Annotated in this window: 27 protein-coding genes and 2 pseudogenes; 18 read left to right on the forward strand and 11 right to left on the reverse strand. The window is 66.7% G+C overall.

Annotated elements, in window-relative coordinates:
• Positions 1 to 91 precede the first annotated feature (91 nt).
• The 4 genes from ACKTSN_RS00115 to ACKTSN_RS00130 all read right to left on the reverse strand — a co-directional run bounded on the left by ACKTSN_RS00115 (position 92) and on the right by ACKTSN_RS00130 (position 5,027).
• A complete protein-coding gene (locus ACKTSN_RS00115; protein ID WP_409467187.1) occupies positions 92 to 1,318 on the reverse strand; it encodes an IS110 family transposase in 1,227 nt (408 codons plus the stop codon).
• A gap of 455 nt (positions 1,319 to 1,773) precedes the next feature.
• Positions 1,774 to 2,613 (reverse strand): IS5 family transposase, encoded by an 840-nt coding sequence (locus ACKTSN_RS00120; RefSeq protein WP_409467188.1) that lies wholly within the window; start codon positions 2,611 to 2,613, stop codon positions 1,774 to 1,776.
• Positions 2,614 to 2,816: 203 nt separating this feature from the next.
• A complete protein-coding gene (locus ACKTSN_RS00125; RefSeq protein ID WP_409467188.1) occupies positions 2,817 to 3,656 on the reverse strand; it encodes an IS5 family transposase in 840 nt (279 codons plus the stop codon).
• 531 nt (positions 3,657 to 4,187) lie between these two features.
• Positions 4,188 to 5,027: an IS5 family transposase gene (locus ACKTSN_RS00130; RefSeq protein WP_409467189.1), complete on the reverse strand. Its 840-nt coding sequence runs from the start codon at positions 5,025 to 5,027 to the stop codon at positions 4,188 to 4,190.
• Between the two features lie 295 nt (positions 5,028 to 5,322).
• On the opposite strand from ACKTSN_RS00130, the gene ACKTSN_RS00135 reads away from it, so the two are divergent.
• Positions 5,323 to 6,972, forward strand: a complete 1,650-nt coding sequence (locus ACKTSN_RS00135; protein ID WP_409467190.1) for an ISAzo13 family transposase — start codon at positions 5,323 to 5,325, stop codon at positions 6,970 to 6,972.
• 256 nt (positions 6,973 to 7,228) lie between these two features.
• Here the strand turns inward: ACKTSN_RS00135 and ACKTSN_RS00140 are convergent, their stop codons facing one another.
• Positions 7,229 to 8,116 carry a GNAT family N-acetyltransferase gene (locus ACKTSN_RS00140; protein ID WP_409467191.1) on the reverse strand — a complete coding sequence of 296 codons (888 nt, stop codon included), beginning with the start codon at positions 8,114 to 8,116 and terminating at the stop codon, positions 7,229 to 7,231.
• Positions 8,117 to 8,507: 391 nt separating this feature from the next.
• Between ACKTSN_RS00140 and ACKTSN_RS00145 the strand changes: the two genes are divergently transcribed.
• The 11 genes and pseudogenes from ACKTSN_RS00145 to ACKTSN_RS00195 all read left to right on the forward strand — a co-directional run bounded on the left by ACKTSN_RS00145 (position 8,508) and on the right by ACKTSN_RS00195 (position 18,689).
• Positions 8,508 to 9,359 (forward strand): phosphotransferase enzyme family protein, encoded by an 852-nt coding sequence (locus ACKTSN_RS00145; RefSeq protein WP_409467192.1) that lies wholly within the window; start codon positions 8,508 to 8,510, stop codon positions 9,357 to 9,359.
• 231 nt (positions 9,360 to 9,590) lie between these two features.
• A pseudogene (locus ACKTSN_RS00150) lies at positions 9,591 to 10,189 on the forward strand (helix-turn-helix domain-containing protein); the annotation flags it as partial.
• Between the two features lie 89 nt (positions 10,190 to 10,278).
• The gene (locus ACKTSN_RS00155) at positions 10,279 to 10,512 is read left to right on the forward strand and encodes an integrase core domain-containing protein (protein WP_409467193.1); all 234 of its coding nucleotides are present in this window, start codon (positions 10,279 to 10,281) and stop codon (positions 10,510 to 10,512) included.
• 730 nt (positions 10,513 to 11,242) lie between these two features.
• Entirely contained in the window at positions 11,243 to 11,644 is a 402-nt protein-coding gene (locus ACKTSN_RS00160; protein ID WP_409467194.1) for an SsgA family sporulation/cell division regulator, read from the forward strand.
• Between the two features lie 338 nt (positions 11,645 to 11,982).
• The gene (locus tag ACKTSN_RS00165) at positions 11,983 to 12,522 is read left to right on the forward strand and encodes a hypothetical protein (RefSeq protein ID WP_409467195.1); all 540 of its coding nucleotides are present in this window, start codon (positions 11,983 to 11,985) and stop codon (positions 12,520 to 12,522) included.
• A gap of 224 nt (positions 12,523 to 12,746) precedes the next feature.
• Entirely contained in the window at positions 12,747 to 14,003 is a 1,257-nt protein-coding gene (locus ACKTSN_RS00170; protein ID WP_409467196.1) for an IS110 family transposase, read from the forward strand.
• Between the two features lie 495 nt (positions 14,004 to 14,498).
• Positions 14,499 to 15,635, forward strand: a complete 1,137-nt coding sequence (locus ACKTSN_RS00175) for an IS110 family transposase (protein WP_409467197.1) — start codon at positions 14,499 to 14,501, stop codon at positions 15,633 to 15,635.
• Between the two features lie 880 nt (positions 15,636 to 16,515).
• Entirely contained in the window at positions 16,516 to 16,893 is a 378-nt protein-coding gene (locus ACKTSN_RS00180) for an FAD-binding protein (protein ID WP_409467198.1), read from the forward strand.
• Between the two features lie 491 nt (positions 16,894 to 17,384).
• Positions 17,385 to 17,723: pseudogene (locus tag ACKTSN_RS00185) on the forward strand (ketol-acid reductoisomerase); the annotation flags it as partial.
• A complete protein-coding gene (locus ACKTSN_RS00190) occupies positions 17,716 to 18,222 on the forward strand; it encodes an MEKHLA domain-containing protein (protein ID WP_409467199.1) in 507 nt (168 codons plus the stop codon). The pseudogene ACKTSN_RS00185 and the gene ACKTSN_RS00190, both read left to right, overlap by 8 nt.
• The gene (locus ACKTSN_RS00195; RefSeq protein WP_409467200.1) at positions 18,219 to 18,689 is read left to right on the forward strand and encodes an acyl-CoA thioesterase; all 471 of its coding nucleotides are present in this window, start codon (positions 18,219 to 18,221) and stop codon (positions 18,687 to 18,689) included. Before ACKTSN_RS00190 ends, ACKTSN_RS00195 begins: the two co-directional genes overlap by 4 nt.
• 63 nt (positions 18,690 to 18,752) lie before the next feature.
• On the opposite strand, the gene ACKTSN_RS00200 is transcribed toward ACKTSN_RS00195, so the two are convergent.
• From ACKTSN_RS00200 to ACKTSN_RS00215, 4 genes are all read right to left on the reverse strand, one after another.
• The gene (locus ACKTSN_RS00200; protein WP_409467201.1) at positions 18,753 to 18,878 is read right to left on the reverse strand and encodes a hypothetical protein; all 126 of its coding nucleotides are present in this window, start codon (positions 18,876 to 18,878) and stop codon (positions 18,753 to 18,755) included.
• Positions 18,856 to 19,371 carry a PrsW family glutamic-type intramembrane protease gene (locus ACKTSN_RS00205; RefSeq protein WP_409467202.1) on the reverse strand — a complete coding sequence of 172 codons (516 nt, stop codon included), beginning with the start codon at positions 19,369 to 19,371 and terminating at the stop codon, positions 18,856 to 18,858. The genes ACKTSN_RS00200 and ACKTSN_RS00205 overlap by 23 nt, the downstream gene beginning before the upstream one ends.
• Before the next feature lie 32 nt (positions 19,372 to 19,403).
• Positions 19,404 to 19,553, reverse strand: a complete 150-nt coding sequence (locus ACKTSN_RS00210; RefSeq protein ID WP_409467203.1) for a hypothetical protein — start codon at positions 19,551 to 19,553, stop codon at positions 19,404 to 19,406.
• A 391-nt stretch (positions 19,554 to 19,944) separates the two neighbouring features.
• Positions 19,945 to 20,394, reverse strand: a complete 450-nt coding sequence (locus tag ACKTSN_RS00215; RefSeq protein WP_409474689.1) for a nitroreductase family deazaflavin-dependent oxidoreductase — start codon at positions 20,392 to 20,394, stop codon at positions 19,945 to 19,947.
• Between the two features lie 280 nt (positions 20,395 to 20,674).
• On the opposite strand from ACKTSN_RS00215, the gene ACKTSN_RS00220 reads away from it, so the two are divergent.
• The 3 genes from ACKTSN_RS00220 (at position 20,675) to ACKTSN_RS00230 (ending at position 22,232) form a co-directional block, all read left to right on the forward strand.
• Positions 20,675 to 21,343, forward strand: coding sequence for a hemerythrin domain-containing protein (locus ACKTSN_RS00220; RefSeq protein ID WP_409467204.1), 669 nt, complete (start codon positions 20,675 to 20,677; stop codon positions 21,341 to 21,343).
• Between the two features lie 113 nt (positions 21,344 to 21,456).
• Complete coding sequence (locus ACKTSN_RS00225) at positions 21,457 to 22,113, forward strand: helix-turn-helix domain-containing protein (protein WP_409467205.1); 657 nt, start codon at positions 21,457 to 21,459, stop codon at positions 22,111 to 22,113.
• Positions 22,110 to 22,232 (forward strand): hypothetical protein, encoded by a 123-nt coding sequence (locus ACKTSN_RS00230; protein ID WP_409467206.1) that lies wholly within the window; start codon positions 22,110 to 22,112, stop codon positions 22,230 to 22,232. Before ACKTSN_RS00225 ends, ACKTSN_RS00230 begins: the two co-directional genes overlap by 4 nt.
• A gap of 31 nt (positions 22,233 to 22,263) precedes the next feature.
• Here the strand turns inward: ACKTSN_RS00230 and ACKTSN_RS00235 are convergent, their stop codons facing one another.
• On the reverse strand, positions 22,264 to 23,433 hold the full coding sequence (locus ACKTSN_RS00235) for a TDT family transporter (protein ID WP_409467207.1): 1,170 nt from the start codon (positions 23,431 to 23,433) through the stop codon (positions 22,264 to 22,266).
• A 216-nt stretch (positions 23,434 to 23,649) separates the two neighbouring features.
• On the opposite strand from ACKTSN_RS00235, the gene ACKTSN_RS00240 reads away from it, so the two are divergent.
• Entirely contained in the window at positions 23,650 to 24,024 is a 375-nt protein-coding gene (locus tag ACKTSN_RS00240; protein WP_409467208.1) for a hypothetical protein, read from the forward strand.
• Here the strand turns inward: ACKTSN_RS00240 and ACKTSN_RS00245 are convergent.
• Positions 24,021 to 24,860 carry an IS5 family transposase gene (locus ACKTSN_RS00245; protein ID WP_409467188.1) on the reverse strand — a complete coding sequence of 280 codons (840 nt, stop codon included), beginning with the start codon at positions 24,858 to 24,860 and terminating at the stop codon, positions 24,021 to 24,023. The two genes, ACKTSN_RS00240 and ACKTSN_RS00245, sit on opposite strands and share 4 nt — an antisense overlap.
• A gap of 330 nt (positions 24,861 to 25,190) precedes the next feature.
• Between ACKTSN_RS00245 and ACKTSN_RS00250 the strand changes: the two genes are divergently transcribed.
• Positions 25,191 to 26,039, forward strand: coding sequence for an IS5 family transposase (locus ACKTSN_RS00250; protein ID WP_409467209.1), 849 nt, complete (start codon positions 25,191 to 25,193; stop codon positions 26,037 to 26,039).
• The gene (locus ACKTSN_RS00255) at positions 26,036 to 26,434 is read left to right on the forward strand and encodes a hypothetical protein (RefSeq protein ID WP_409467210.1); all 399 of its coding nucleotides are present in this window, start codon (positions 26,036 to 26,038) and stop codon (positions 26,432 to 26,434) included. The genes ACKTSN_RS00250 and ACKTSN_RS00255 overlap by 4 nt, the downstream gene beginning before the upstream one ends.
• Positions 26,435 to 26,524: the final 90 nt, after the last annotated feature.

Consider the following 26,524-nt stretch of genomic DNA (forward strand, 5'->3'; position numbering starts at 1 on the left):
ATCTTGAGGGGTGTGCGTCGAACGGGGGTCCCGATCGGGTGATCGACACTGGCCGCGGGCATGAAGGCAGACACCTCACGATGCCAAGGTGTCAAGCTGCGGCGGCGAGTTCGGCGGGGAACGCGGTGTCCTCGTCGAACAGCTTGCGGTGCTGCAGGCAGTGGTAGAGCTGGCCGATCATGCGGTTGAAGAGGTTGTGCTGAGCGGCTGCGTGCCAGTCGCCGTGCTCGCGTCGTCGCCGGTAGTGGGCGTTGGCTCCGGCGGGCGCTCGGAGTGAGGCGAAGGCCCAGAGATAGCCGGCGTGGTTGAGCCGGTCGTTCTTCACCCAACGGCGCGTGATGGCCGACTTCTTGCCGGAGGCCCTGGTGATGGGCGAGGAGCCGGCGTATGCCTTCAGTCCGCGGGCGTCGGCGAAGCGGGTGCGGTCGTCCCCGATCTCAGCGAGGATCCGAGCGGCGAGCTGGATGCCGAGCCCGGGGAAGCTCAGCAGGATCTCGGCGTCCGGGTGCTGAGGGAACGCTTCCTCCACCGCCTCGGCGAGGTCGTCTGCGGCGGTGCAGGCGGCTTCCAGCTGGATGAGGAGGGCGAGCATCTGCTTGCCGAGCGCGTCCTCGACCAGCGGCGGCTGGTGGGCCCACTCAGCGCGGAAGACCTCGCGGAGCCGGTCGGCCTCGGCGACGATGCCACGCTTGCGGCCGGCTCGCTTGAGCGCGGCCTGGAGCTGGGTGCGGGTCAGCCGCGCGGCCCGAGAAGGGGTCGGTGCGGCCTTGAGGAGTTCGCGGGCCTCCGAGCGGCACAGGCCGTTGGTCCAGGTGGCGAAGGCGTCGAGGGCAGCGGGGTAGTACTCGCGCAGCAGGGAACGGAGCTGGTTGGCGATCTGCTGCCGGTTCCAAAGGGCGTCCTGCTGGGCGCGGGCGAGGACGGCGATCGCGCGTCCGAGTTCGCTGTCCTGGGGCAGCGGCCGGTGGACGTGCATGTCGGTGCGCAGGATGTTCGCCAGGACCAGGGCGTCGCCTGGGTCGGACTTCTTGCGCGAGACCGAGTGGCGGTCGCGGTAACGGGCGGCCGCCATCGGGTTGATCGCGAACACCTTCCGCTTCCCGGTCCGCAGCACCGCGACCAGCAGGCCACGGGAGGTCTCGATCGCCACCGGGATCGGGGTCTCCTCGGTGTCGCCGTACTCGGCGAGCAGCTCCAGCAGGATCCTGTAGCCGGCCGCGTCGTCGGTGATGTGCCGCTTGGCCACCAGCGCGCCCGTGTCGTCCACCAGGGCGACGTCATGGGTACGTTCCGCCCAGTCGATTCCGCAGTAGATCAAGGTGTTCCCTCCCCGATGTGTAGATGTTTGCGCTGGTCACGAGCGCATGCGGGCCACGCGAGCGACCTAATCCCAGGCATCAACCGCTCTGCGGACGTGCCTCCACCTCACTAGCCGTTCGTGGCACCAGCGCACCTCACGGGGCCTCGGTCTTCGCAGGAGCTCAAACGGCTCGGGCGTAACAAGAGGTCACCATGCGGCGGGCTCGCACCACCAACACCAACGAGTGATCAGGTGGTGGGTGTTGACGGTCGAAGGCGTCGAGTGCTGCCCCTTCTTTGAAGAGACCTCGAAGGGTCGGGTGCCAACAAGACGTCCGCCTCGACGCCCACGACCGTCAGCTTCCTCGTCGTGGTGGCGGCCGCGGAGACGTCGAACGCCGTCGCTCTGCCTTGAGACATCAAGGCCGGGGCCTCTGAGAGGGCGTTTGATGTAGACGAATTGCCGTTTATTTCCTAGTAAGTTCCTCGCCAGGTTGGTGTGGTCTCGTCCGTTATGCGCTTGGTGAGGTTGTCGATCGAGGCGATGTGGATCATGGCTTCGGAGCTGGCGGGCAGGGTCTCGTAGTCGCGGGTGAGGCGGCGGTGCATCATGATCCATCCGATACTCCGCTCCACGACCCAGCGTCTTTTGACGACATGAAAGCCGCGGATTTCGGGGTTTCTGTTGACGACTTCGACGTCGATTCCGAGGTTGGCTCCGTGCTCGATGACGGCGTTTTTGAAGCCGGTGTCGACCCACGCCTTTGAGATGGTGGGGTAGGTCTTCTTGGCCTGGTCGAGGAGTTGTATTCCTACGGCGTTTTCCGACAGGCTTGCGGCGGTGACGGTTACGGCGAGGAGTAGGCCGAGTGTGTCGGTGATGATGCCCCGCTTCCTACCGACGATCTTCTTTGCGGCATCGGTTCCCTGGCTGGTCAGGGGTACGTTGGTGGAGGTCTTGACGCTCTGGGTGTCGATCACGGAGGCGGTCGGTTCGGGTTTGCGGCCTTCCTTGACGCGGGCCAGGCCGGTGAGGTCGTAGTTGAGCTGGGCGAGGATTCCTTCGTCGCGCCAGGCGGCGTAGTAGGCGTAGACGGTGCCGTGGTTCGGGAAGTCATGCGGGAGGTATTTCCAGGGTATTCCCGTGCGGTTGACGTACAGGATTGCGTTGAAGACATCGCGCAGTTCGACCTGGGCCGGCTGGCCGGTGGGTCTGCGGTCGAGTCGGGCTTTCCTCCAGGCGGATAAGGTCGGTTCGATCAACGCCCATCGGGCGTCGGACAGGTCGCTGGGGTACGGCTTGCGCTGGCTCACGAAAGGGCTCTTACACGAACAGCACCGCTGACAGCGGTACTTGACCGGCTGGGCGTTTCCATGACGTCCATAGACCAGACGGAATCTGGGTGCGGTAAATAGGCGCCCTCTGAGAGGGCGTTTGATGTAGACGAATTGCCGTTTATTTCTTAACGCACCTCAGTACTGCACTCTCGCCTCTCATGCGACAAGCCCGTCCGCGACTAGTAAGTTCCTCGCCAGGTTGGTGTGGTCTCGTCCGTTATGCGCTTGGTGAGGTTGTCGATCGAGGCGATGTGGATCATGGCTTCGGAGCTGGCGGGCAGGGTCTCGTAGTCGCGGGTGAGGCGGCGGTGCATCATGATCCATCCGATACTCCGCTCCACGACCCAGCGTCTTTTGACGACATGAAAGCCGCGGATTTCGGGGTTTCTGTTGACGACTTCGACGTCGATTCCGAGGTTGGCTCCGTGCTCGATGACGGCGTTTTTGAAGCCGGTGTCGACCCACGCCTTTGAGATGGTGGGGTAGGTCTTCTTGGCCTGGTCGAGGAGTTGTATTCCTACGGCGTTTTCCGACAGGCTTGCGGCGGTGACGGTTACGGCGAGGAGTAGGCCGAGTGTGTCGGTGATGATGCCCCGCTTCCTACCGACGATCTTCTTTGCGGCATCGGTTCCCTGGCTGGTCAGGGGTACGTTGGTGGAGGTCTTGACGCTCTGGGTGTCGATCACGGAGGCGGTCGGTTCGGGTTTGCGGCCTTCCTTGACGCGGGCCAGGCCGGTGAGGTCGTAGTTGAGCTGGGCGAGGATTCCTTCGTCGCGCCAGGCGGCGTAGTAGGCGTAGACGGTGCCGTGGTTCGGGAAGTCATGCGGGAGGTATTTCCAGGGTATTCCCGTGCGGTTGACGTACAGGATTGCGTTGAAGACATCGCGCAGTTCGACCTGGGCCGGCTGGCCGGTGGGTCTGCGGTCGAGTCGGGCTTTCCTCCAGGCGGATAAGGTCGGTTCGATCAACGCCCATCGGGCGTCGGACAGGTCGCTGGGGTACGGCTTGCGCTGGCTCACGAAAGGGCTCTTACACGAACAGCACCGCTGACAGCGGTACTTGACCGGCTGGGCGTTTCCATGACGTCCATAGACCAGACGGAATCTGGGTGCGAGATGCGGAGTAAATAGGCGCCGAGGCTGGAGCCTGGAAGGCCGTGAAACTGCACGTAGGGCGTGAATCACTCCAAAGAGATCACGCCGCAAGAACGACGCAACACCGCAAGCCATACCTAAATGCCCACTCAGAGGTCGTTTTCACCTGATTTACGCCACTTAACGCACCTCAGTACTGCACTCTCGCCTCTCATGCGACAAGCCCGTCCGCGACGAGGCGAGAGCAATCGCCCATACGGCACGTCTTGGAGCGAGACGGACTTCAGGGAGTGAGACTGGCAATTCGGGCTGCCGCGGGATCTCACCGGCCGCATGGGTGCAGTGACGCCTCGGAAGTCACACCGCGACGGCGAAGCTATCTGGGATGAAACAGACTTCACCGATGAAAACGACCTCTGAGAGGGCGTTTGATGTAGGCGAATTGCCGTTTATTTCCTAGTAAGTTCCTCGCCAGGTTGGTGTGGTCTCGTCCGTTATGCGCTTGGTGAGGTTGTCGATCGAGGCGATGTGGATCATGGCTTCGGAGCTGGCGGGCAGGGTCTCGTAGTCGCGGGTGAGGCGGCGGTGCATCATGATCCATCCGATACTCCGCTCCACGACCCAGCGTCTTTTGACGACATGAAAGCCGCGGATTTCGGGGTTTCTTTTGACGACTTCGACGTCGATTCCGAGGTTGGCTCCGTGCTCGATGACGGCGTTTTTGAAGCCGGTGTCGACCCACGCCTTTGAGATGGTGGGGTAGGTCTTCTTGGCCTGGTCGAGGAGTTGTATTCCTACGGCGTTTTCCGACAGGCTTGCGGCGGTGACGGTTACGGCGAGGAGTAGGCCGAGTGTGTCGGTGATGATGCCCCGCTTCCTACCGACGATCTTCTTTGCGGCGTCGGTTCCCTGGCTGGTCAGGGGTACGTTGGTGGAGGTCTTGACGCTCTGGGTGTCGATCACGGAGGCGGTGGGTTCGGGTTTGCGGCCTTCCTTGACGCGGGCCAGGCCGGTGAGGTCGTAGTTGAGCTGGGCGAGGATTCCTTCGTCGCGCCAGGCGGCGTAGTAGGCGTAGACGGTGCCGTGGTTGGGGAAGTCGTGCGGGAGGTATTTCCAGGGGATTCCGGTGCGGTTGACGTACAGGATTGCGTTGAAGACATCGCGCAGTTCGACCTGGGCCGGCTGGCCGGTGGGTCTGCGGTCGAGTCGGGCTTTCCTCCAGGCGGATAAGGTCGGTTCGATCAACGCCCATCGGGCGTCGGACAGGTCGCTGGGGTACGGCTTGCGCTGGCTCACGAAAGGGCTCTTACACGAACAGCACCGCTGACAGCGGTACTTGACCGGCTGGGCGTTTCCATGACGTCCATAGACCAGACGGAATCTGGGTGCGAGATGCGGAGTAAATAGGCGCCGAGGCTGGAGCCTGGAAGGCCGTGAAACTGCACGTAGGGCGTGAATCACTCCAAAGAGATCACGCCGCAAGAACGACGCAACACCGCAAGCCATACCTAAACGCCCACTGAGAGGGCGTTTAAAGGGCCTGTCGATGAATTAGTGCGTCTCTTGCGGTAGTTGGGCTCGTTGATGCGGTATGGGGCGCTTCGATGGGTCGATCGGGTCGTTGCAGGAGAAGCTGGAGGCGGTGACGCCGCATCTGAACGAGCGGCAGCGCCGGATCCTGTACGCCGCGGAGGCCCGGCAACTCGGGCACGGCGGGATCGCTGCGGTGGCACGGGCCGCGGGCGTCTCGAAGGGCTGCGTCAGCCGCGGCCTGGCCGATCTCGCTGCGGGCGAGGAACCGGACGGGCGGGTGCGACGGCCGGGGGCGGGCCGCCCCGCCCTGGCGACAAAGGACCCGGGTCTGATGCCGGCCCTGCTGGAGCTGGTCGAAGACAGCACGCAGGGCGATCCGATGAAGCCGCTGACGTGGACGACGAAATCGTTGCGCCGCCTCGCGGACGAGCTCGCCGCCCAGGGCCGGAAGGCGGGCCGCGACACCGTCGCGGCCCTGCTGAAGGCGGCCGGGTTCAGCCTGCGCGGCAACGCGCGGGTGCTGGCCGGCAGCCACCACCGGGACAGGGACGCACAGTTCCGGCACCTCAACGACACGGTGGCCGAGTTCCTCCACGCCGGGGACCCGGTGATCAGCGTGGACACCAAGAAGAAGGAACTGATCGGCCCCTTCGCCCGGCCTGGGCGCGAGTGGGCCCCGCCGGGCGCCCCGGTCAAGGTCCTCGACCACGACTTCCCCTCACACGCGACCGGCACCGCGATCCCCTACGGCATCTACGACCTGGGCCGCAACACCGGCTTCGTCGTGGTGGGCACCGACCACGACACCGCCGCGTTCGCCGCCTCCTGCCTGCGTCGCTGGTGGCGGGAAGAAGGACGGGCCGCATACCCGCACGCGAAGCGTCTGCTGATCACCGCGGACGGCGGTGGGTCCAACAGCTCCCGCGCCAAGGCATGGAAGGCCAACCTCGCCGTCCTCGCCACCGAGACCGGCCTCGAGATCAGCGTGCGCCACCTACCGCCGGGAACATCAAAATGGAACCGGGTCGAGCACCGCCTGTTCTCCTTCATCTCCCTCAACTGGCGCGCCCACCCGCTGACCAGCTACGAGACCGCCCTGAACCTGATCTCGGCGACCACCACCCGCACCGGGCTGTCCGTCACCGCGCGCCTGGACACCGGCAGCTACCCCACGGGGATCGAGATCAGCGAGCAGCACGCAGCCGCCCTGACCATCCGCCCCGATACCTTCCACGGGGAGTGGAACTACACCATCCCACCCCAACCCGGACTCCCCGACGTCCCGCTCCATCCGCCCGGCCGCCGGTCCCACCCCCGCCACGCGCACACCTTCGGCGCGACCCTGGCCACCCATCCCCTCCTGACGGGTCTCGAGCGCACCGACCTGGACCGTCTCACCATCAGCGTCCGCGAACGCCTCGACGCCCTGCCGCCCAAGCAGCGGCCCCGGCACCGCAAACTCACCACGGAGAACATCATCTGGGCCGCCGTCCTCGACCAGCGCGGCCTGTCCCGCTCGCTGACCGCCTACCTCTTCCGCATCGGAGAGAACCAGATGAGAGCCCTGATCAAACAGGTCCGCCCCTTCCTGGAGGACTACGGCTACCGCCCCGAACCGATCCCCGCCCGCCTGATCGACCCCAGCGACCTCGCCAGCTACGTCATGCACGCGACATCCATGCCCGGCGAGCGCAACACACCCCACTAATTCATCGACAGGCCCTTGAAGTAGGCGGGCACGGATGCGAACGAGACGGGCAGCCGACTTCCTGACCGGCAGGAGACCGTTTGCCTCCTACCGGACGAACACTGTCAAAACAGGGCAGGCGTAAAAGCTGCATCCCTCAGTAAGCATGCATAAACGCCCTCCAAGAAGGTGTTTTTCTTCCTCTCTGCTGTAACCGGTAGGGCGGTGTCGGCGGATCAGCTTCCTGGCGGCAGGTGTGTTTTGCGTCGGTCTGTTCCTAGCCGACTTCTGGTGCGCCGTAGGAGAACTTGTACCCGGTGAAGTCGGCGACGTGGACGTATCCGATGCGCTGATAGAGGGCGTTGCTGGTGGGATTGGTCGGGTCCGCGAACAGGACGACGTCCGTCGCGCCCGCCGTCAGCGCGGCCCTGCTCACCTCGACCGTCACGGCGCCCGCGTAGCCGCGACCCCGGAGGTGGGCCGGGGTGTAGACGGGGTCCACCCGGACCATACCGCCGACCATCGACGTCGAGCCCGCCATGGATACGGGAATGCCGTCCGGGGTCTCCCAGAAGGTGAAGTGCTTGTCCGCGAAACGTGTGTCGGCCCAGGAGCCAGCGTCAATGGCGTCTATGGAGACGTTCTCTGCGACATCGACGCAGAACTCACGGCACCAGCACACGACTTGCTCATGGTCCTTCTCGCCGGCGACGCGGCCCCGGCCCTCTGGGTGCGGCTGCGGTGGGGTGAGCGTGCCGAGACGGTAAAGATGCGTCTGCCAGAAGGGTACCGGCGCTGCGCCCGTGTGCCGCTGCCATGTCTCGGCGAAAGCGGTAGCGGTGTCGTGGTCCGAGATGACGCCGGAGGGGGAGTGGCCGAGGCCAGCCAGGTGAGCGGCAAGGGTGCCGACCTGCTCGGCAGAAAGGGGGGTGACGCTCAGGAAGCCACGCGGAGTGCGATAAAAGATGGCGCGGACCTCGCCTCCTGACTCCAGTCGGCCGAAGACGGTGGCTTCGGCACCGTGTGCGTCCGCCCCGCGTGTTCGCAGTTTCTCGATGTCCGTCAGCGGCGTGTTGTGCAGGGCAGGGCGCGAGCGCAGGAAGTCTCCGGCTCGGGCGAGGAAGTCGTCGACATCTTCGGTGAGTTGCCAGTCATCCGGGAGCATGCTTCATGATCCCGGATGTACTCGACTCGGGAGAGCACTTGCCCAGAGATGCACCGTCGCCATGACTGGTCCAACGCCTTTCAGCGACGTGACGCAAGAGTTTTCCTCGTCCACTGGCTGGTCTGCGGGCTTTTGCGGGTCAGGCGTCGGGTCATCATGGTGATGAGTGCCCAGTTCAGATGGGCTGCTCGTTAACTGAACCAGTTCCGCGACCGGAATCGTTTGCGTTGTTTGACGGTTGTCGGCTGAGCAGCCGAAGGGGCAGATCGCCGCTTCGGTCGCGCCCTGCCCGTCGCGCCACCGCGGCTTTCTATCGACAACTTGGTATGGTGCACAAGTTGCACCGCTTGGAGAGTCATGGCAGTGCTCAAGGGAGAGGGGCCAGGCGACGATGCAGGCGTCAGAGGTCCCGCGTGCGGTGGCCGCGGCCGTGTCGACCGCCTCATCACTTGACCTGACAGTCGACGACGCGATCGTTCTTCATGACTCGAACAAGCTCACTCTGCGTCTGCTGCCTTGTGACGTCCTGGCCCGGGTGGCACCTGTAGCGCATCAGGTCGCACAGTTCGAAGTCGAGCTTGCTCAGCGGCTCGCCGAATCCGGGTGCCCTGTGGCTGCTCTCGAGCCTCGAGTGGAGCCACGCGTCTATGAGCGTGATGGCTTCGTGGTCACGCTATGGACCTACTACGAACCCGTGACACCTCGAGAGGTCTCACCAGCCGACTACGCCCATGCGCTCGAGCGGCTGCATGCCGGCATGCGCAAGCTCGATGTCCCGACGCCGCAATTCACGGATCGAGTCGAGCAGGCTCAACAACTCGTGGCGAACCGCGACCGCACTCCGGCGCTCGCCGACGCGGACCGGGAGCTGCTCGGCGACACGTTACGAAGCCTGAGACGAGTGATCGGCGAGCGCGGCAGCGCCGAGCAGCTGCTGCACGGCGAGCCGCACCCGGGCAACGTGCTCACCACGAAGAACGGGCTGCTGTTCATAGACCTTGAGACGTGTTGCCGTGGGCCCGTCGAATTCGACCTCGCCCATGCGCCCGAAGAAGTCAGCGAGCACTATCCGGGTGTCAATCAGGACTTGCTGCGCGAGTGCCGGATCCTTGTGCTGGCGATGATCACAACATGGCGCTGGGATCGAGGCGACCAACTCCCAAACGGGCGCCGGCTGGGCACAGAGTGGCTCAGCCAGATCCGAGCAGCACTCGACCGCAACGGCCTGGATACTCATGGCTGATCGCGGACCTTCGAGGTCGTAGCCGGCTGGCTGTTGATGTCGGGATCTACCGTGATCCTGGCCTTCGCCGGTCGTGGGCGAGATCCAGTCGCACATGTCGACGGTTCGATTACCGATTCGGACTCCGTCAAGACAAGGCGAACGTTGCCGGTCGCGGCACGTGCCGCTGCAGTCCGCGACGCGCTGATCGGGGTCCATTCCCCATCCGCGCGTTCAGCGAACACTGGCGGCGTGGCCAACAGAGTTCAGGTTCGGGAGATCGACGATGACGAGGGCAGGCGCCTGCTGCGGATCATCCGCAGAGGCACCGGGTCGGTGGTGACCTGGCGGCGGGCCCAGATGGTGCTGCTGTCCGCCCAGGGCAGCCCGTGGCGAAGATCGCCGAGGTAACGTTCACCAGCGCGGACCGGGTCCGGAACGTGATCCACAACTTCAACGCCGACGGCTTCGATTCGCTCTACCCGAAGTACAAGGGTGGCCGGCCCGGAACGTTCACCCTGGCCGAGCGCCGTGAGATCAAGAAGATCGCCAAGTCCAAGCCGGCCGAGCACGGCCTGCCGTTTTCGACCTGGAGCCTGGCCAAGCTGGCCGACTTCCTGGTCGCCGAGGGGGCGGTCGACGACATCAGCCACGAGGGCCTTCGAGTCCTGCTCCGCGAGGAAGGCGTGTCGTTTCAACGCATAAAGACCTGGAAGACCTCCCGCGATCTCGACTACGCCGCCAAGAAGGCCCGTGTTGAGCACCTGTATGCGATTGCCGACGGTGAGGTCATCCCCGAGGACGGCGAGCCCGAGGTCGTCTTCTGTCCGGATGAGTTCGGGCCGTTGAACTGGGCTTGATCCGCTTTGGCGGACATCCGAGATCAGGGGTTGAGTCCAGGCAATACACCAGCCGTGAATTCGCCCTGTTGGCATGCAAGTTGAGCATTCGGCTGTCGGTCGGCCGCACAGGCCAGTGCTGGGACAACGCGCTGGCCGAGTCGTTCTTCGCCGCTCTGAAGAACGAGCTGATCGGCACCCAGCCCTGGCCGAGCAGGGCCGCCGCCCGCACCGCGATCTTCGAGTGCATCGAGAGCTGGTACAACTTGCACCGACTGCACAGCAGCCTCGGCTACCGCAGTCCCGCCGACCACGAGGCCGCCCTCGCGGCCTGAACACCACACCGATGGTGTCCGTCAAAGCGGAACAAGTTCAGGGGTCGGTCCCAGGACGGGCGCCGGGTGGTCCTGCCGCCGGTGTCCGGGTTGCACTTCAGGCGGGCACGCCTGCGCCCGGGACACCGAATCCCGTCACACCGGCAATCTCACGCCACCGGGTGTCCAACCGCCGGCAAGGAAATATCGCCTCACCGGAAATCCGCCTCACCGGAAATCTCCCCGTACGGGGAATGCAGGACCCCGGTGGTGCATTGGGTTATTGCTCTTTGCGTGCTGCCCAGGACGTGATGCGAACTTTCCAGTGCTGCTCCGGGCGGCCGCATCGGGGCGCCGGAGGGCCGTACCAGCGGTGCCGGTGTCATTCGGATCCACTCGTTCCCGCAGGTCGGAGCTGGTGGTCCGGCGCCCGCAGGGCTCCCGCGGACCGTCACAGTCAGATGACGTATGGGAAAGCGCACGGTCGAACCAGCATGATGAGGTCCGTGCCGGGTGCGTCTGACGCATTCAGCCTTGAGCAAGGGGAAGTGAATCGATGGCACAGCTGGGAACCGCGCGGTACGAAACGCAGCCCGTTCGTCGCCGGGACGACGACCTCCTCGACGCGGTGGTGGTTTCAGCCGGCCATTTCATGACCGAGCAGCCGTGATGCGTCGAGCAACACGCAGTCCGCGAGGAAATGCACAGCCCGGCGCGGCGGGCGATCCCGCTCGGTCCTAGGAGGTAACAGATGAGAAAGTGCCACCTCACCGTCGACATCACATATTGGGTCGTCCGGCAGCTGCCCGTGCCGATCAGATGCGAGTTCTCGTTCCGCCCCGGGGATCCGTTCGCCGTCACCCTGATCTTCGATGACGGTGAACAGCCGGTGCGCTGGGTCTTTTCCCGGGAACTGCTGACCGAAGGCCTCACCGCCAGAGTGGGACACGGTGACGTCGCGGTGTGGCCGGAGTACGACCCGGAGGGTGAGTCGATGGTGTGGATCGAAGTGGGAAAGACACGGCACAAGGCCCTTTTCGAGATCCCGGCCCTGCCGGTCGCCCAGTGGCTGGCCAGCACGTATGCCCTGGTGCCGCGGGGGCAGGAGACAGCAGGGGCGGACTGGGATGAGTTGACTCTTCTGACTGAATGAGGTTGGGTCTGCATTCGCCATGGCGCGGTAATTGATGACAGAACCAACTTGTCGGGAGTGACGCCGCGGAGGGCCGTCCGAGTGAGTTGGCATCACTTGACGGATCCCTCAGTTCGGCTCATGGGTGACGGTGACACCTGACCGCTTGCCAGGTAGTGACACCAGGCAACAGCCAGGCAAAGAGCCAAGGCGTAGTATCAGGAGTAGCACCTGAGTACACGCCCCCTCAGTAACCGCTATGCACGAGCCTTCACTCGAGAGCCGAACCTAGGAGGGTCCACGGCATGCCTGACGCCCAGATGAGTACAACGGAGCTAGTGACGCAATACAGCTCCCAGTTGGCAAGTGATCTCGAACGGAACGTCCAGGAACAGGATCGAATTCGGAGCGAGATCGACGAACTCGAGGGCCGTCTGCTGGCCCTGCAACACAATCACGCCGTACTCGCGACCATGCAGCAGGCCCTGGAGAGCGGTATCCCGATGCAGCAGGTTCCGACGTCCGCGGGCCGACGGAGCTCGGGAACCGATTACGACTACGGGCTGCCCGGCGGCTCGGCGGGTGGCTCCAGGAGGCGGCAGAACAAGCCGACCCTCGTGGCCCTGATCCGCGCCTACCTCGCGGAGCAGTCGGAGCCGTCCTCCGCGGCCGAGATCGCGGCCGCACTCAGCGAGGCCCACCCGGACCGGGTCATCAAGACCACTGTGGTGCGTACGACCCTGGAGGGACTCGTCGCGCGGAGCACTGTCCAGCGCCTCAAGCAGGGCCACTCCGTGTTCTACGCCAGCCTGGAGTCCGGAGACAACAAGAAGGCGGCGAAGGAGAGCCGGGAGAAGACGACCTCTGGCTCCCGCGGCCGTGCGTCCTCGAAGGCCTGAGACCCTCGGCCGCCCGGCCGCGGGGACCGCGCTCCTCGTCCCCCATTACCTTCTTGATCGGCCCCGCAATGGGGTTCCCGGCCTCCGGGCTCCGGCATGACTGGTCCCCCCTGTTGACCATGATCTGGGGGGTGATGTCACCGGTTCCGGAGGCACTGGCAGACCGCTGATTAGGGGCATGACCACCGGTTCCCCCGGGACTTGGGAGGCTCTTCGTAATGTGGATGCCGGCAGCTGGTGCCGCAGGTGAGGCCGGGACGCTCGACCGGAGGACGCACGTGATCGACACCAGTGACATCGGCGCCTTCCTCGGCCTGGACGTCGGCAAGGGCGAACACCACGCCACCGCCGTCACCCCGGCGGGGAAGAAGGCCTTCGACAAGCGGCTGCCCAACAGGGAACCGAAGCTGCGGGAGCTCTTCGAGAAGCTGCAGGCCAAGCACGGCGCCGTGCTCGTGGTCGTCGACCAGCCCGCCTCCATCGGCGCCCTGCCGCTGACCGTCGCCCGGGACGCGGGCTGCCAGGTGGCCTATCTGCCGGGCCTGACCATGCGGCGGATCGCCGACCTCTACCCCGGCGAGGCCAAGACCGACGCCCGCGACGCGTTCATCATCGCGGACGCCGCCCGCGCCATGCCGCACACGCTCCGCACCATCGAGCTGGAAGACGAGACCGTCGCCGAGCTGGAGATGATCGTGGGCTTCGACGACGACCTCGCCGGCGAGGCGACCCGCATCAGCAACCGGCTTCGCGGCCTGCTCACCCAGATACACCCCTCGCTGGAGCGAGTCCTGGGCCCACGCATCCAGCATCCGGCCGTGCTGCTGATGCTCGACCAGTTCGGCTCTCCCGCCCAGTTGAGGAAGGCCGGACGCCGCAGGCTGGTCAATCTCATCCGGGCCAAAGCGCCGCGGATGGCCGAGCGCCTGGTCGACGACGTCTTCACCGCCCTCGACGAACAGACCGTCGTCGTTCCCGGCACCGACGCGGCCGCGCTGATCGTCCCCAGCCTCGCCAACCAGCTGAAATCCGTGCTCGACCAGCGCAAACTCCTCTCCGCACGGATCGAGGAACTGCTGGAGGCCCACCCTCTTTCCAAGGTCCTGACCTCCATGCCCGGGATCGGGGTCAGGACCGGAGCCAGGATCCTCATCGAGGTCGGTGACGGCAGCAGTTTCCCGTCCGCCGCCCACCTCGCGGCCTACGCCGGGCTCGCCCCGGCGACCCGAAGTTCCGGGTCCTCGATCCGCGGCGAACACCCTTCCCGGAGAGGCAACAAGCAGCTCAAACGGGCCTTCTTCCTCTCCGCGTTCGCGGCCCTGGCCGACCCGGCCTCCCGCACCTACTACGACAAGAAGATCGCCCAGGGAAAGCACCACACCCAGGCCCTCCTCTGCCTCGCAAGACGCCGAGCCGACGTGCTCTTCGCGATGCTCCGCGACGGCACCTTCTACGACCCCCAACCCGCCCCCACGGGTTGACGAAACCCATAGGGGCACCCGGGCGCCGGTGCGGTCTCCACGGCTCTCCACGCCCTGTCGTGGCACCCATGCGCTCCCGAGTCAATGCCGCGCATCGTCCGATGGCATGCAGATGTCAGGCATGACATGCGCCCGTGCCGGCGTGGTGTGGCCCCATGTGCGACAGTCACGACATGGGTGTCAGTCATCTGACTGATGTGTCCATTCTCCTCCGGAAACGTCATAACTGTGACGGAAACCCCGCGGCCGAACGAGAGTTCAGGCGGCTCTACCGTCTTGATCGGGTTGATCGAGCCATTCGTAGGGTTGGGTCGCCCAGGGGTGCTGGGTGTGGCTATCAGGCGGCTGCCGTCTCGTGGCTTGCCTCGCTTCGCCGCCCGGCACCCCACGACGACTCGGCCGCCGATTAGGAAGTGCGAACAAGTCGCTGCGTAGAGCAATGCCGGCGAGGTCGTCCGTGGCACGCACAGTAGGAACAAGTACGTCAGGAGCACGATGAGCCGGATATGGGCGGGGATCGACAGCGGCAAGAGCCACCATCACGGCCTCGCCCTGGATACCGAAGGCAAGACTCTGCTGTCGCGGCGGGTCGCCAACGACGAACCCGAGCTGCTGAAACTGATCGGCAACGTCCTCGACCTGGCCGACGGCCGCCCGGTCACCCGGGCCATCGACATGACAGGTGGGGAGCCCGCCCTGCTGCTGGCCTTGCTGATCAACCACGGCCAGGAAGTCCTCTACATGCCCGGCCGACTGGTGAACCGGGCCTCCGACGGCTACCGCGGTGAGGGCAAGACCGATGCCCGCGACGCCTACGTCATCGCCGACCAGGCCAGGATGCGCCGCGACCTGCGGCCCATCCGCCCCGGCGACGAAGCCGCCATCGAGCTCAAACTGCTGACCGGACGCCGGGCCGACCTGGTCGAGGACCGCACCCGCGCAGTGAACCGCCTGCGCGGCACCCTGCTGAGCATGTTCCCCGCCCTGGAGCGGGCCTTGGACGTGACCAACACTGGGCCTCTCAGGCTGCTGACGGGCTACCAGACCCCGGCCGCGATCCGCCGCGCCGGGGTCTCGCGACTGACCACCTGGCTGGCCAACCGCAAGGTCCGCAACGCGAGATCCCTGGCCGAGGCCGCGGTCGAGGCCGCCGAGCGCCAGCACACCGCCGTCCCCGGGGAGAAGACCATCGCGAAGCTGGTCCACACCCTGGCCGAGGAGGTGATGGCCCTCAATCAGCAGGTTTCCGAGATGGACAAGCTCATCGAGGGCCGGTTTCGCGAGCACGAACTTGCCGACATCCTCCTGAGCGTCCCCGGCATCGGCGCCGTGCTCGGTGCGGAGTTCCTCGCCGCTGTCGGCGGCGGCCTGGAGGAATTCGACTCGCCAGATGCTCTGGCGGCCTTCGCCGGAGTCGCCCCCGCACCTCGCGATTCGGGCAAGGCCAGCGGCAACCTCCACCGGCCAATCACCTACCACCGCAGGCTCCAGCGGGTGTTCCACACCTCCGCGCTGGTCAGCGTCCGCTGCGACCCGAACTCGCGGAAGTTCTACGACCGCAAACGCGCGGAGGGGAAGAAGCACATCCAGGCCGTGCTCGCCCTCGCCCGCCGACGCGTCAACGTTCTGTGAGCCCTGATCCGTGACCGACGGTGCTATCAAGTCGCACCTCCAGCGACTGCAGCTGCTTGACAACGGCATTAGGAAGCGGGGAAGGAAGGAGGAGGAAGATTCGAACCGGACTGCTGCCACTGTTGAGTGACTGGGAATGGCAGGAGCGTGCCGCCTGCCGCGGTATGGGCAGCGCTGTCTTCTTCTCCCCTCCGTGAGAGCGGGGCCGGCAGCGCCGACAGCGCGAGGAGCGCGCTCGCAGGATCTGCCGCCGGTGCGAGGGCATCGAGTCGTGCGCCGCCATGGCCTGGACTTCAAGGAGCGGTACGGGGTGTGGGGAGGCATGTCCGCAGGAGAATGCCGGGGCGTCCTCGGCACTGAGCAGCACGACGTCGGCCGGGGCTCCCCTGGTGCCCCCTCAGCCCCGCGGTGAGAGTGTTTCCTTCTGCGTAATCGCCAGTCGGCAAGGGCGACTTGACTACGCCATGACCTCACGTGGGGCAGGTGTTTGCCGTTCGGTACCGTGAAGGTGGACCCACTGGGTACACCCGTGCCGAATCGGCTCGCGGCCACTGGATGATCCCTTAGGGTCGGTGCCGGAAGCAGACCCGTCAGGTCCGCGCGGCCCGGAACCACCCTCCATCCGGCGGTCGCGGGAAGCCGAGGCTCCTGCCACACCCCCGACCGGGAAGACATCGAGGTCTCCCGTGCGGATCCCGGCGTGGCACGGGCAGCCGGTCACCCCCAGCGGACAGGTGCCGTCGAGTGTTCCTCCATCGCCGAACGCGTCCCGGCTTCCACACCCCCTGTCCGCGAGCTCTGGTGGAGCGATGATTGACAACGCAGTACATGACGTGCGCATCAACGAGGACGCAACAGTGGCCGCGACGGACCGGTTTTCGTGCCCGGCGACATCGCGTACGAGGACGAGTGCCGCCTCTTCAACCTGCTGCGGGTCCTGGCTCCGGCCGTCGTCGTCGGCGTCACCAGTACCGACGACGTCGCCGCCGCGGTGCGGTACGCGAGCGGGCGCCGGATGACGGTCGCGGTCCGCAACCAGGGGCACCAGGTGGTGCTGCCCCGGCAGGACGACACGCTGCTGATCAGCACCCGTCGGCTGCGCGAGGTGACCGCCGACGCCGAGCGGCACACGGTCCGTGTGGGAGCCGGCGCCACCTGGAGCGACGTACTCGCGAGACCGAACATTTCGGGCTCGCCCCGCTGGTCGGCTCGGCACCGCACGTCGGTGTCGTCGGCTACACGCTGGGCGGCGGGCTGAGCCCGTTGCTCGGCCGACGCCTGGGCTACGCGGCTGACCACGTCCGCGGGTTGGACGTCGTCACGGCCGACGGAGCGGTCCGGCACGTCACCCATGAGAACGACCCGGACCTCTCCTGGGCGCTGCTGGGTGGCAAGGGCAACTTCGGCGTCGTCACACACATGGAGTTCGACGTCTTCCCGGCGGCGCGGTTCTACGGCGGCGGCCTGTGGTTCCGCGGTGCGGACATGCGCCCGGTGCTCCAGGCCTGGAGGGCGCTGCTTTCCACGCTCGGCGAGGACACCAGCACGTCCTTCTCCGTCCAGCGGCTCCCGGACGCCGCCGCGCTGCCGGAGCCGGCGCGCGGGACCTTCGTGCTGCACGTACGACTGGGGCACCTCGGCACGGCGCAGCAGGGAGCGCGGCCGGCCGCACTGCTGCGGGCCGTCGCCACGCCGGTCCACGACACCCTGGCGGAGCGTCCCTTCCGAGAGATCGGTGAGATACACCTGGAGATCGCCTACTTCGAGTGCCTCCACGAGCTGAAGCTGATCGGCGACCTGATGTACGAGGGCGGTCTGGAGAAGATGCGTTGGTCGGTCTCCGAGACCGCCGAGTGGGGCGACTACGTCACCGGTCCGCGGATCATCACCGACGCCACCAAGGCCGAGATGAAGAAGGTCCTGGCGGAGATCCAGGACGGCACGTTCGCGCAGGCCTGGATGGACGAGTACCACGGCGGCCTGAAGAAGTACAACGAGTACAAGCAGCAGGACTCCGAGCACCTGCTGGAGACCACCGGCAAGGAGCTGCGCAAGCTCATGAGCTGGGCGGAGGACGCCGATGTCTGAGCGCACCGCTGCGGGCCGGCCCCTGGCGACGTCCTCTCCGTGTGACCCGGGCTTCGCCGCACTACTCCTCGACAGCCGTCTGCGGATCGTCGGCGCCGAGTTGTGCCCGCGGGCATGGTCGGACGACGCGGGGGCGGCCGCCTGGCTCCAGGACCAGGCACCCTTTGGGCTGCTCGCGCACGACACGTCCTCCGACCCGCTCTTCATCTACGCCAACCACATCGCGCAGCACTGTTTCGGTTACGCCTGGGAGGAGTTCGTCGGCCTGCCGTCCCGGCTGTCGGCGGCCCCCGACACCCAGCACGACCGGAACGCCTTTGTCGAGGCGGTCAGCCTGCGGGGATACGCGGACGGCTACCGGGGGCGGCGCGTCCGCAGGGACGGCAGTCACTTCTGGATCGAGAACGTGACCATGTGGGACCTGGTGGACGCCGACGGCAACCTGCACGGGCAAGCCGCCGTCTTCCAGGCCTGGACCGAGGAGTCCGCACAGGTATGACGGATGTCGAGAACGCTATGAGTGACGCGACCGGGGAACGGACCGCCCAGCGGGGCGCCGCGATCGGGGCACACAGGGAGTCGGTGCACGTCTTCTTCGACGACCTCGATGCCTTCGGCATGGTGTACCGCGGCAGGTTCGCCGCGCTCCTTGAACGGGCCATCACCGGGTGCTTCACCCGGCTGGGGCTGAGGCTGGGACACCCTGACCTCAACATCGTGGTGCGAGAGTTGCTCCTCGTCTTCGAGCGGCCCCTCAAAGGAATCGGGCCGGTGGATGTGACGTTCGAGCTGGAAAAGCTCGGCCGTACGAGCGCCGCGTTCGCCTTCCGGTTCCATTCCGGCGACGTCACGCACGCGCACGGCCGGCGCGTGATCGTCAAGGTCGATCCGCGCACCGGCGCGCCGGAAGCGTGGACGCAGAACACGCGCGAGCTCCTGGAGCGCATGCTGCCGGCCACGCGGTGAGAACGGTCCGGACCGTCCGCCACGGACGGTCCGGACCGTCCGCCACGGACGGTCCGGACCGTGTCATCCCACCGTCACCGGCGCGGGGACCCGGCGCGGAGCCGCCAGCCGGTGCATGGTGTACCCCAACAGGGACAGGCTGATCGCGGCGAGCACGCCGGCGATGTCACTGTCCAGGCTGTCCCCCAAGGTGTGCAGGGTGACCGCGAGCGCGTGGACGGCCACGAACAGCTCCAACGGCGGCGGCCCACAGGGCCGCGGCCGTCAGCCCCGTCCAGGCCATGTGGGCGGGGGGGCTCAGCAACCCCCGCCACACCAGGAGGTCGTCCACCGCCGACAGGTCGCCGTTGGAGTTGATCAGTTCGACGAAGGCGTAGCCCATTGTCTCGAAGACGGCGAACCCGGCGCCGGAGGCGACACCGATCAGCAGCCCGTCACCGGGGCGCCGGTCACGGAGGACCAGGAGCAGCAGGACCGGGACGATGAGCTTCGCAGCCTCCTCGTCAGCTCGACGGCGGCCATAGGCAGCACGTCCATCAACAGCGGCGTCCGGTACTCCAGGAATCCTGGCCGTGGTTACCCCGATCGCGCCGCCCGCCAGGGCGGTCACCGCCACGACCCCCATGCCGACGCCGAAGTCGAGCCGGCGGCCGGCCACGAAGGCGACGAAGGCCGACGGCACCAGCGCCGCCCCGAAGAAGATCAGAACGGGGATCAGGTTGGGTTCCGCGTGGCCACCAATGTCGAGCGGATCAGCCAGAACAGCAACAGGCCGACCAGCAGAGCGGTGCCCCAGCCCCAGCGGCGGCCGATGCGGGACGGTCCGCTCTGGTCGGACCGGACCGATGGGTGTGTGAGCGACACGGGCACGACTTCCTCCCCGAAACATGGATGAGCCGACAGTGTCCGGCCGCGCGATCGCCCGCATCACACGTTCATGTCAACATGGCGACCGCGGAGGCAATTGGTTTCCTCGGTCGCTCAGGTCGCTTCTCCACGATGGGAAAGTGAGAATACGCCCGTCTCCTACGAGAAAAGGGGACCGGCGGAAGAGGCGAACGGAGAGCCGCACCGTTTTCCGCATCCGCCGGTCCTGGAACCGCTTGAGCGTATCGGCCTGTGCATAGACGCCCCCACACGCAGTGCCTACCCAAGTGGAACCGATTGCCGAGCATACGGGCGGGTGATCGTGCTGTGGAGAGACGCGGTAAGTACACCCAGGGGCTTGTGAGGGGGACCGAGGGGCGGTAGCGGCTCAGTCCACCGGTTCCAGCACCAGCACAGGGATCACCCGCGTGGTCTTGGAGCGGTAGTCGTCGTAGGAGGGCCAGGCCCGGACCGCCCGGTCCCACCAGTCCCGCCGTTCCGTCCCCGTCACCTCACGCGCCCGGTAGGGCCTGCTCTCCGTGCCGTCCCAGACCACGACGTCCGGGTTGGCCACGAGGTTGTGGTACCAGGCGGGGTGGGTCGGGGCGCCGCCCTTGGACGCGACGGCCGCATACCGGCCCCCGTGTTCCACCCGGATCACGGGGGTCTGCCGGGAGCGCCCCGACTTCGCTCCCCGCGTGGTGAGGATCACCAACTGGGCGCGCGTGCCGTTGTAGTCCACCGCGATGCTGTCCGTCGTACCCGACTCGATGGCGGTCCCGACCAGCCGTGCCTGGTCGTGGACCCATACTTCGTCCGGCATGACACTGAGGTCCATGTCCGCGGTGGGCTGCTCGGGTTCCGTGCGTTCCGTCATGGTTACCGCCTTACGAAGTGCTGCTGGGCATGGATGTCCGATGCCCGCACCGATCAGTGAGTGGCGTATACTACCGGAGCCATCACATGACATTGCTGCAACATATGACACGCAACAACAACCCATCCAATAAGGGTTGGTGTGCTCCAGTAGACTCATGTCACTGTCAATCGGCCGCCCCTGGCATCATGACGCCGCGACACAGAATCCCCTTTGTTGACATCTATGAGTAGGTATTGATATGCCCCACACAACCAATAACCGTGCCGACGTCCGTGACATGCTGGTGGTGCACGAAGCTTTTCGGCAGAGCTATGCCCGTCTCCCCGGACTGGTCAGGGATGTCGATCCCGGCGACGTCGATCGGGCCGCGGTCGTCGCCGAACACGCCCAGCTCATCGAGGAGTTCCTCCACCTGCACCACAAGGGCGAGGACGAGCTGCTGTGGCCCAAACTCCTGGAGCGGGCAGGCGATCGGCTCGGTGACGCGGTAGCCCTCCTGGAGAGCCAGCACGAGGAGATCGCCGCGCTGCTCGCCGAGTCGGCGCAGCGGCTGGCGGTCTGGCGCGCGCAGCCGGCGAAGGAGTCCGGCGAGCGGCTCGCCGACTCCTTGGAGCACCTGGGGAGCCTGCTGACCGAGCACCTCGGCATCGAGGAGAAGGACGTCCTGCCGATCGTCCCGGAGTACGTGACGGCCAAGGAGTGGCACGAGCTCGGCGACCACGCGATCAACGGGCTGCCCAAGAGCAAGCTGCCCATCGTCTTCGGCATGCTCGCCTCGTACGCCGACCCGGACGTCGTCAAACTCATGCTCTCGACGGCCCCGCTGGTGCCCCGGCTGATCATGCCCGTTCTGGGCCCGAAGGCCTACGCCCGGCATGCCCGCAAGGTGTACGGGGCGGCTGCCTGAACCGGCCGGGCCGGGACGTGGAGCCCCCGGCCCGCGCCGTTCCTCCCGAACCGTGCCGCGGCGGCCGTCCGGCGGTGGCCACCGCGGCGCATCACCCCGTGCAGGAGGGCATCGTGACCGCTCATGCCCGCGTACGGGCGAACCTCCGTCGGGTCGCCTCGCCGCGCCCCACGCGAACCGACGCCGCCCGCAACTACGACGCGATCGTCGCCGCGGCGCGCGAGGAGTTCGCCGAGAACGGGATGGATGCGTCGTTGAAGGCGGTCGCACGGCGGGCGGGAGTGGGCATCGCCACCCTCTACCGCAACTTCCCGACCCGGGCCGGACTGCTGGAGGCCGTCTACATCGACGACGTCGTGGACACGGTCACCGCGCTGTTCCGGACGGCCGAGTCCGGCGCGACCGCCCGCAGGGAGCCGGACGAACCGGCCCCGGAGGCGGCGGAGCCGTCGGCCGGGGAGCGGGACGAACAGGCTTGTCATGGCGGTGAGTCGGTCCGGAAGCGGGACGAACAGTCGCGTCAGACCGATGAGTCGGCGAGGGAGCAGGACGAACGGAGCTCTCAGAACGGCGAGTCGGCCGGGAGGCGTGGCGGAGGCTGGGGGACTGGCTGGACCGGTTCGCCGGGGCCGTTGCCCACGATCCTGCGCTGCGCGAGATGTTCACCGCCGGATCGCCCGCCCTGTCGCCGTGCCGGGAGGCGCTGGGCGAGGCCGTCGCCGGGCTGCTGGCAGCGGCCGGGAGGGCCCTGCCCCTCGGGCGGGGGATGAACGTCGACGAGCTCCTGCGGACCGTGGTGTCCGTCGCGGTGTCACCGTTCCTGACCGACGTGCAGCGCCGGCGCGTCCTCGCCGTCCTCCTGGACGGCATACGAGCGGACCGCACCTGAGCGGGCGCGAGGGCGTACGCGTCCCGACCGCTCAGCGTGCCGGGGCGGGCGGGGGTGCCTGGGCGAGGAACAGGGTGCCGAGGAAGCTCCCGCGCAGCGTGCGGACGGCGACGGTCGCCCACGCGGCCAGCAGCAGGACGTACAGGACCACGGCCGCCCCGTCGAAGGCGTCCGAGTGCAGGCACAGCGCCAGGGCGCAGGTGCCGGTGACGCAGGTGCCCACAGGGAAGGTGAAGCTCCACCAGGTGAGGGCGAACGGCAGGCGGTGGCGCGCGGTGCGGACGGTGAGCCCGGCGGCCAGGGCGAGCCACATCATCGCGAAGCCCCAGGTGGGCAGGCCGTAGACGACGCCGAAGACTTGGGCGCCGGCGGCGTACGGCTCCGGCAGGGCGAGGTGGGCCACCGACCCGAGCGCGTTCGCCGCCGTCACCGACTGCCCCAGCGGGCCGAGGACGATCCACAGCGTCGGCACCATCGCCGCGGGCCCGAGCTTGTGATGGACCAGCCGACTCCACACCTGGGTGATGATGACGATGCTCGAGAACAGGCTGATGCCGAACATGGCGTAGCAGGCCAGCAGCAGGGTCAGCCGCTCCTGGCCCGGGGCGAGGTGCGGCACGAGCGCCGCCCCGGTCGCCGCGGACACCATGGGCGGGACCACCGGCATCAGCCAGCCGCCGAACGCGGAGTCCTCACCGACCTCGTGCTCGGTCATGGCCAGGTAGGGGATCCACACACAGGTGACCAGGCCGAGCAGGGTGCCGCCGGTCCACAGGACGGCGTCGATGCGCACGGCGGCGGTCAGGCCGATCCAGTCCCGGCCCAGGGCGAGGGTGCCCGCGCCGACCGTCATGAGCGCCATGGCGGGGGCGCCCCAGAAGTGGCCCATGACCGGGTGGTGCGCATGGCGCCGGGCGATCTCCGGGTGCCGGTTCCAGTGCACGGCCCACGCCGCGGTCAGGGCGACCAGCAGAGCCGAGGTGAGGGCCCAGACGACCGTGGCAAAGACGCGGAGGCCGGTCACCCGGACCGGGAGGACGGCTGCAGCATTGGCGACGATGCCGGTCCCCATGATCGAGGCGTACCAGTTCGGGCCGAGGCTGCGGAACACATCGGCCGGCCGGTCCAGGTCACGCAGGAACCGCCCGACCGGGCGCCGTCTGCTCTGTGCGCGGTGCGTGGGTGCAACAGAAGTAGTCATGCATCCAACATCACTGCCGACACGTGACTCCGGTAGTCGCTGTGTTCGTATCACCTCATAAGACTGACTTAGGTGCTGGGGGTCCTAAGGTGACGAGTCGGATCCTCATTATCGCTCACATGCGTGATGTCCCGCCCCGGCGTCCACGCCAGCATGAGGGCACGGGGCCCGCCTGGATGGCGGTACGCGCGGCGGACAGCAGCGAGGAGTCCTCATATGTCTGGCTTTCCCCACGGCAGGGACGACATGGCGAGCCATCCGGACGCCTTCGAGATGCGGGAGCGCTATGCCCGGGTCCTCACGAGCCATGACGTGGCGCTGGTGAACGGGCCGGTCTTCCTGGTCGGTCTCTTCTTCGCCGTGTCCCCGTGGGTGCTGCCGAGCGGCGCCCTGAGCCTGACGGGCGCTTGGATGGCCGTGTCCCCCTGGGTGGTGGAGGCCTGCACCCGCAACGCTGCGCCGTGGTCGACGGCGTGGTGCTCGGGGGCCTGGCTCTCGCGCTCGGACTCGTGTGCGCCGTCATGGTGCGCCGCGCCAACAGAATCCTCTGAGAGGGCGTTTGATGTAGACGAATTGCCGTTTATTTCCTAGTAAGTTCCTCGCCAGGTTGGTGTGGTCTCGTCCGTTATGCGCTTGGTGAGGTTGTCGATCGAGGCGATGTGGATCATGGCTTCGGAGCTGGCGGGCAGGGTCTCGTAGTCGCGGGTGAGGCGGCGGTGCATCATGATCCATCCGATACTCCGCTCCACGACCCAGCGTCTTTTGACGACATGAAAGCCGCGGATTTCGGGGTTTCTGTTGACGACTTCGACGTCGATTCCGAGGTTGGCTCCGTGCTCGATGACGGCGTTTTTGAAGCCGGTGTCGACCCACGCCTTTGAGATGGTGGGGTAGGTCTTCTTGGCCTGGTCGAGGAGTTGTATTCCTACGGCGTTTTCCGACAGGCTTGCGGCGGTGACGGTTACGGCGAGGAGTAGGCCGAGTGTGTCGGTGATGATGCCCCGCTTCCTACCGACGATCTTCTTTGCGGCATCGGTTCCCTGGCTGGTCAGGGGTACGTTGGTGGAGGTCTTGACGCTCTGGGTGTCGATCACGGAGGCGGTCGGTTCGGGTTTGCGGCCTTCCTTGACGCGGGCCAGGCCGGTGAGGTCGTAGTTGAGCTGGGCGAGGATTCCTTCGTCGCGCCAGGCGGCGTAGTAGGCGTAGACGGTGCCGTGGTTCGGGAAGTCATGCGGGAGGTATTTCCAGGGTATTCCCGTGCGGTTGACGTACAGGATTGCGTTGAAGACATCGCGCAGTTCGACCTGGGCCGGCTGGCCGGTGGGTCTGCGGTCGAGTCGGGCTTTCCTCCAGGCGGATAAGGTCGGTTCGATCAACGCCCATCGGGCGTCGGACAGGTCGCTGGGGTACGGCTTGCGCTGGCTCACGAAAGGGCTCTTACACGAACAGCACCGCTGACAGCGGTACTTGACCGGCTGGGCGTTTCCATGACGTCCATAGACCAGACGGAATCTGGGTGCGAGATGCGGAGTAAATAGGCGCCGAGGCTGGAGCCTGGAAGGCCGTGAAACTGCACGTAGGGCGTGAATCACTCCAAAGAGATCACGCCGCAAGAACGACGCAACACCGCAAGCCATACCTAAATGCCCACTGAGTGGGCGGTTCGTGAGCCTTTGAGTGGATCTGCTGTCGCCTGATGGTGTGGCGGCGGGGCGGAATCTTCCGGTCCGCGGTTGTTGATCTGGTGATGTGACCGGGTGAGTGAACGCAAGCCGTACCCGAGTGACTTGTCGGACGAGCAGTGGTCGTTGATCGAGCCGGTGATCACTGCGTGGAAGGACCGGCACCGCTCGGTCAGTGGCCACCAGGGCGCCTACGACATGCGGGAGATCGTGAACGCGATCCTCTACCAGGGGCGGACCGGCTGCCAGTGGGCTTATCTCCCGCACGACCTGCCGCAGAAGAGCGCGACCTACTACTACTTCGCCGCCTGGCGGGACGACGGAACCGACCAGGTCATCCATGAACTCCTGCGCTGCCAGGTCCGGGAGCGCGCCCGGCGATTAGAGGACCCGACCCTGGTGGTCCTGGACACCCAGAGTGTCCACGTGGCCGCCGGGGTCCCCGCCGCCACGAGCGGCCACGATCCGGCCAAGCGGGTGCCCGGCCGCAAGCGGGGCCTGGCCGTCGACGTCCTCGGCCTGGTCATCGCGGTCGTCGTCCTCGCCGCGAACACCCACGACAACGCCGCGGGCATCATCCTGCTGGACCAGGTCGCCGAGCACGCCGGCACAACCGTCCGCAAAGCCCTGGTCGACCAGGGCTTCAAGAACCAGGTCGTCGCGCACGGCGCCGGCCTGGGCACTGACGTCGAGATCGTCGAACGCAACCCGCAGGACAAGGGGTTCGTGCCGCAGCCGAAGCGGTGGAGGGTCGAGCAGACCTACGGGATCCTGATACTGCACCGGCGCCTGGTCCGCGACTACGAGCACTGCCCCTCCTCCTCCGCCTCCCGCGTCTACTGGGCGATGACCCACGTCATGGCCCGACGCCTCACCGGCGCGAACGCCCCCACCTGGTGCGAGACGCAGCCGGTGGCAGCGTGAACATCCAGCCCCTGCTCGACGCCCTGGACCTCCAGGAAGACGCCGCCCGGGCCCTGGCCGACGACCTCCGCGCACAGATCGACGACCTGCAGACCCGTTTGCGGGAGGCCGAGACCCACCTCGAGCACCTCGCGATCACCCGCAAGACCATCACCGGCCTCGCCGACCGGCTCCCGGCCGTCGTGCCAGCCCTGCCCGAGCACCCGGACTACCCCCGCATCCTCGCCACCTTCAACCACGCGACCGGGCCGCTACGGGCCAAGGACGTCTGCGAAGCCCTCGGCCACGAACTGCTGCCGAAGAACGTCGAAGGCACCCGCGCCAAGCTGAAACGCCTGGTCAAACTCGGGATCCTCACCGAGGCCGACACCGGCAACTTCGCCAGGAAGCAATAGCCGACGGAACCTCCACCAGCGACCTTGCTCCCACCCTAAGCCGGAGACGGACATCACCTTACGAACCGCCCACTCAGGACGTGCCGGATC

The sequence above is a fragment of the Streptomyces flavusporus genome, assembly GCF_046267975.1.
Taxonomy (GTDB): domain Bacteria; phylum Actinomycetota; class Actinomycetes; order Streptomycetales; family Streptomycetaceae; genus Streptomyces; species Streptomyces flavusporus.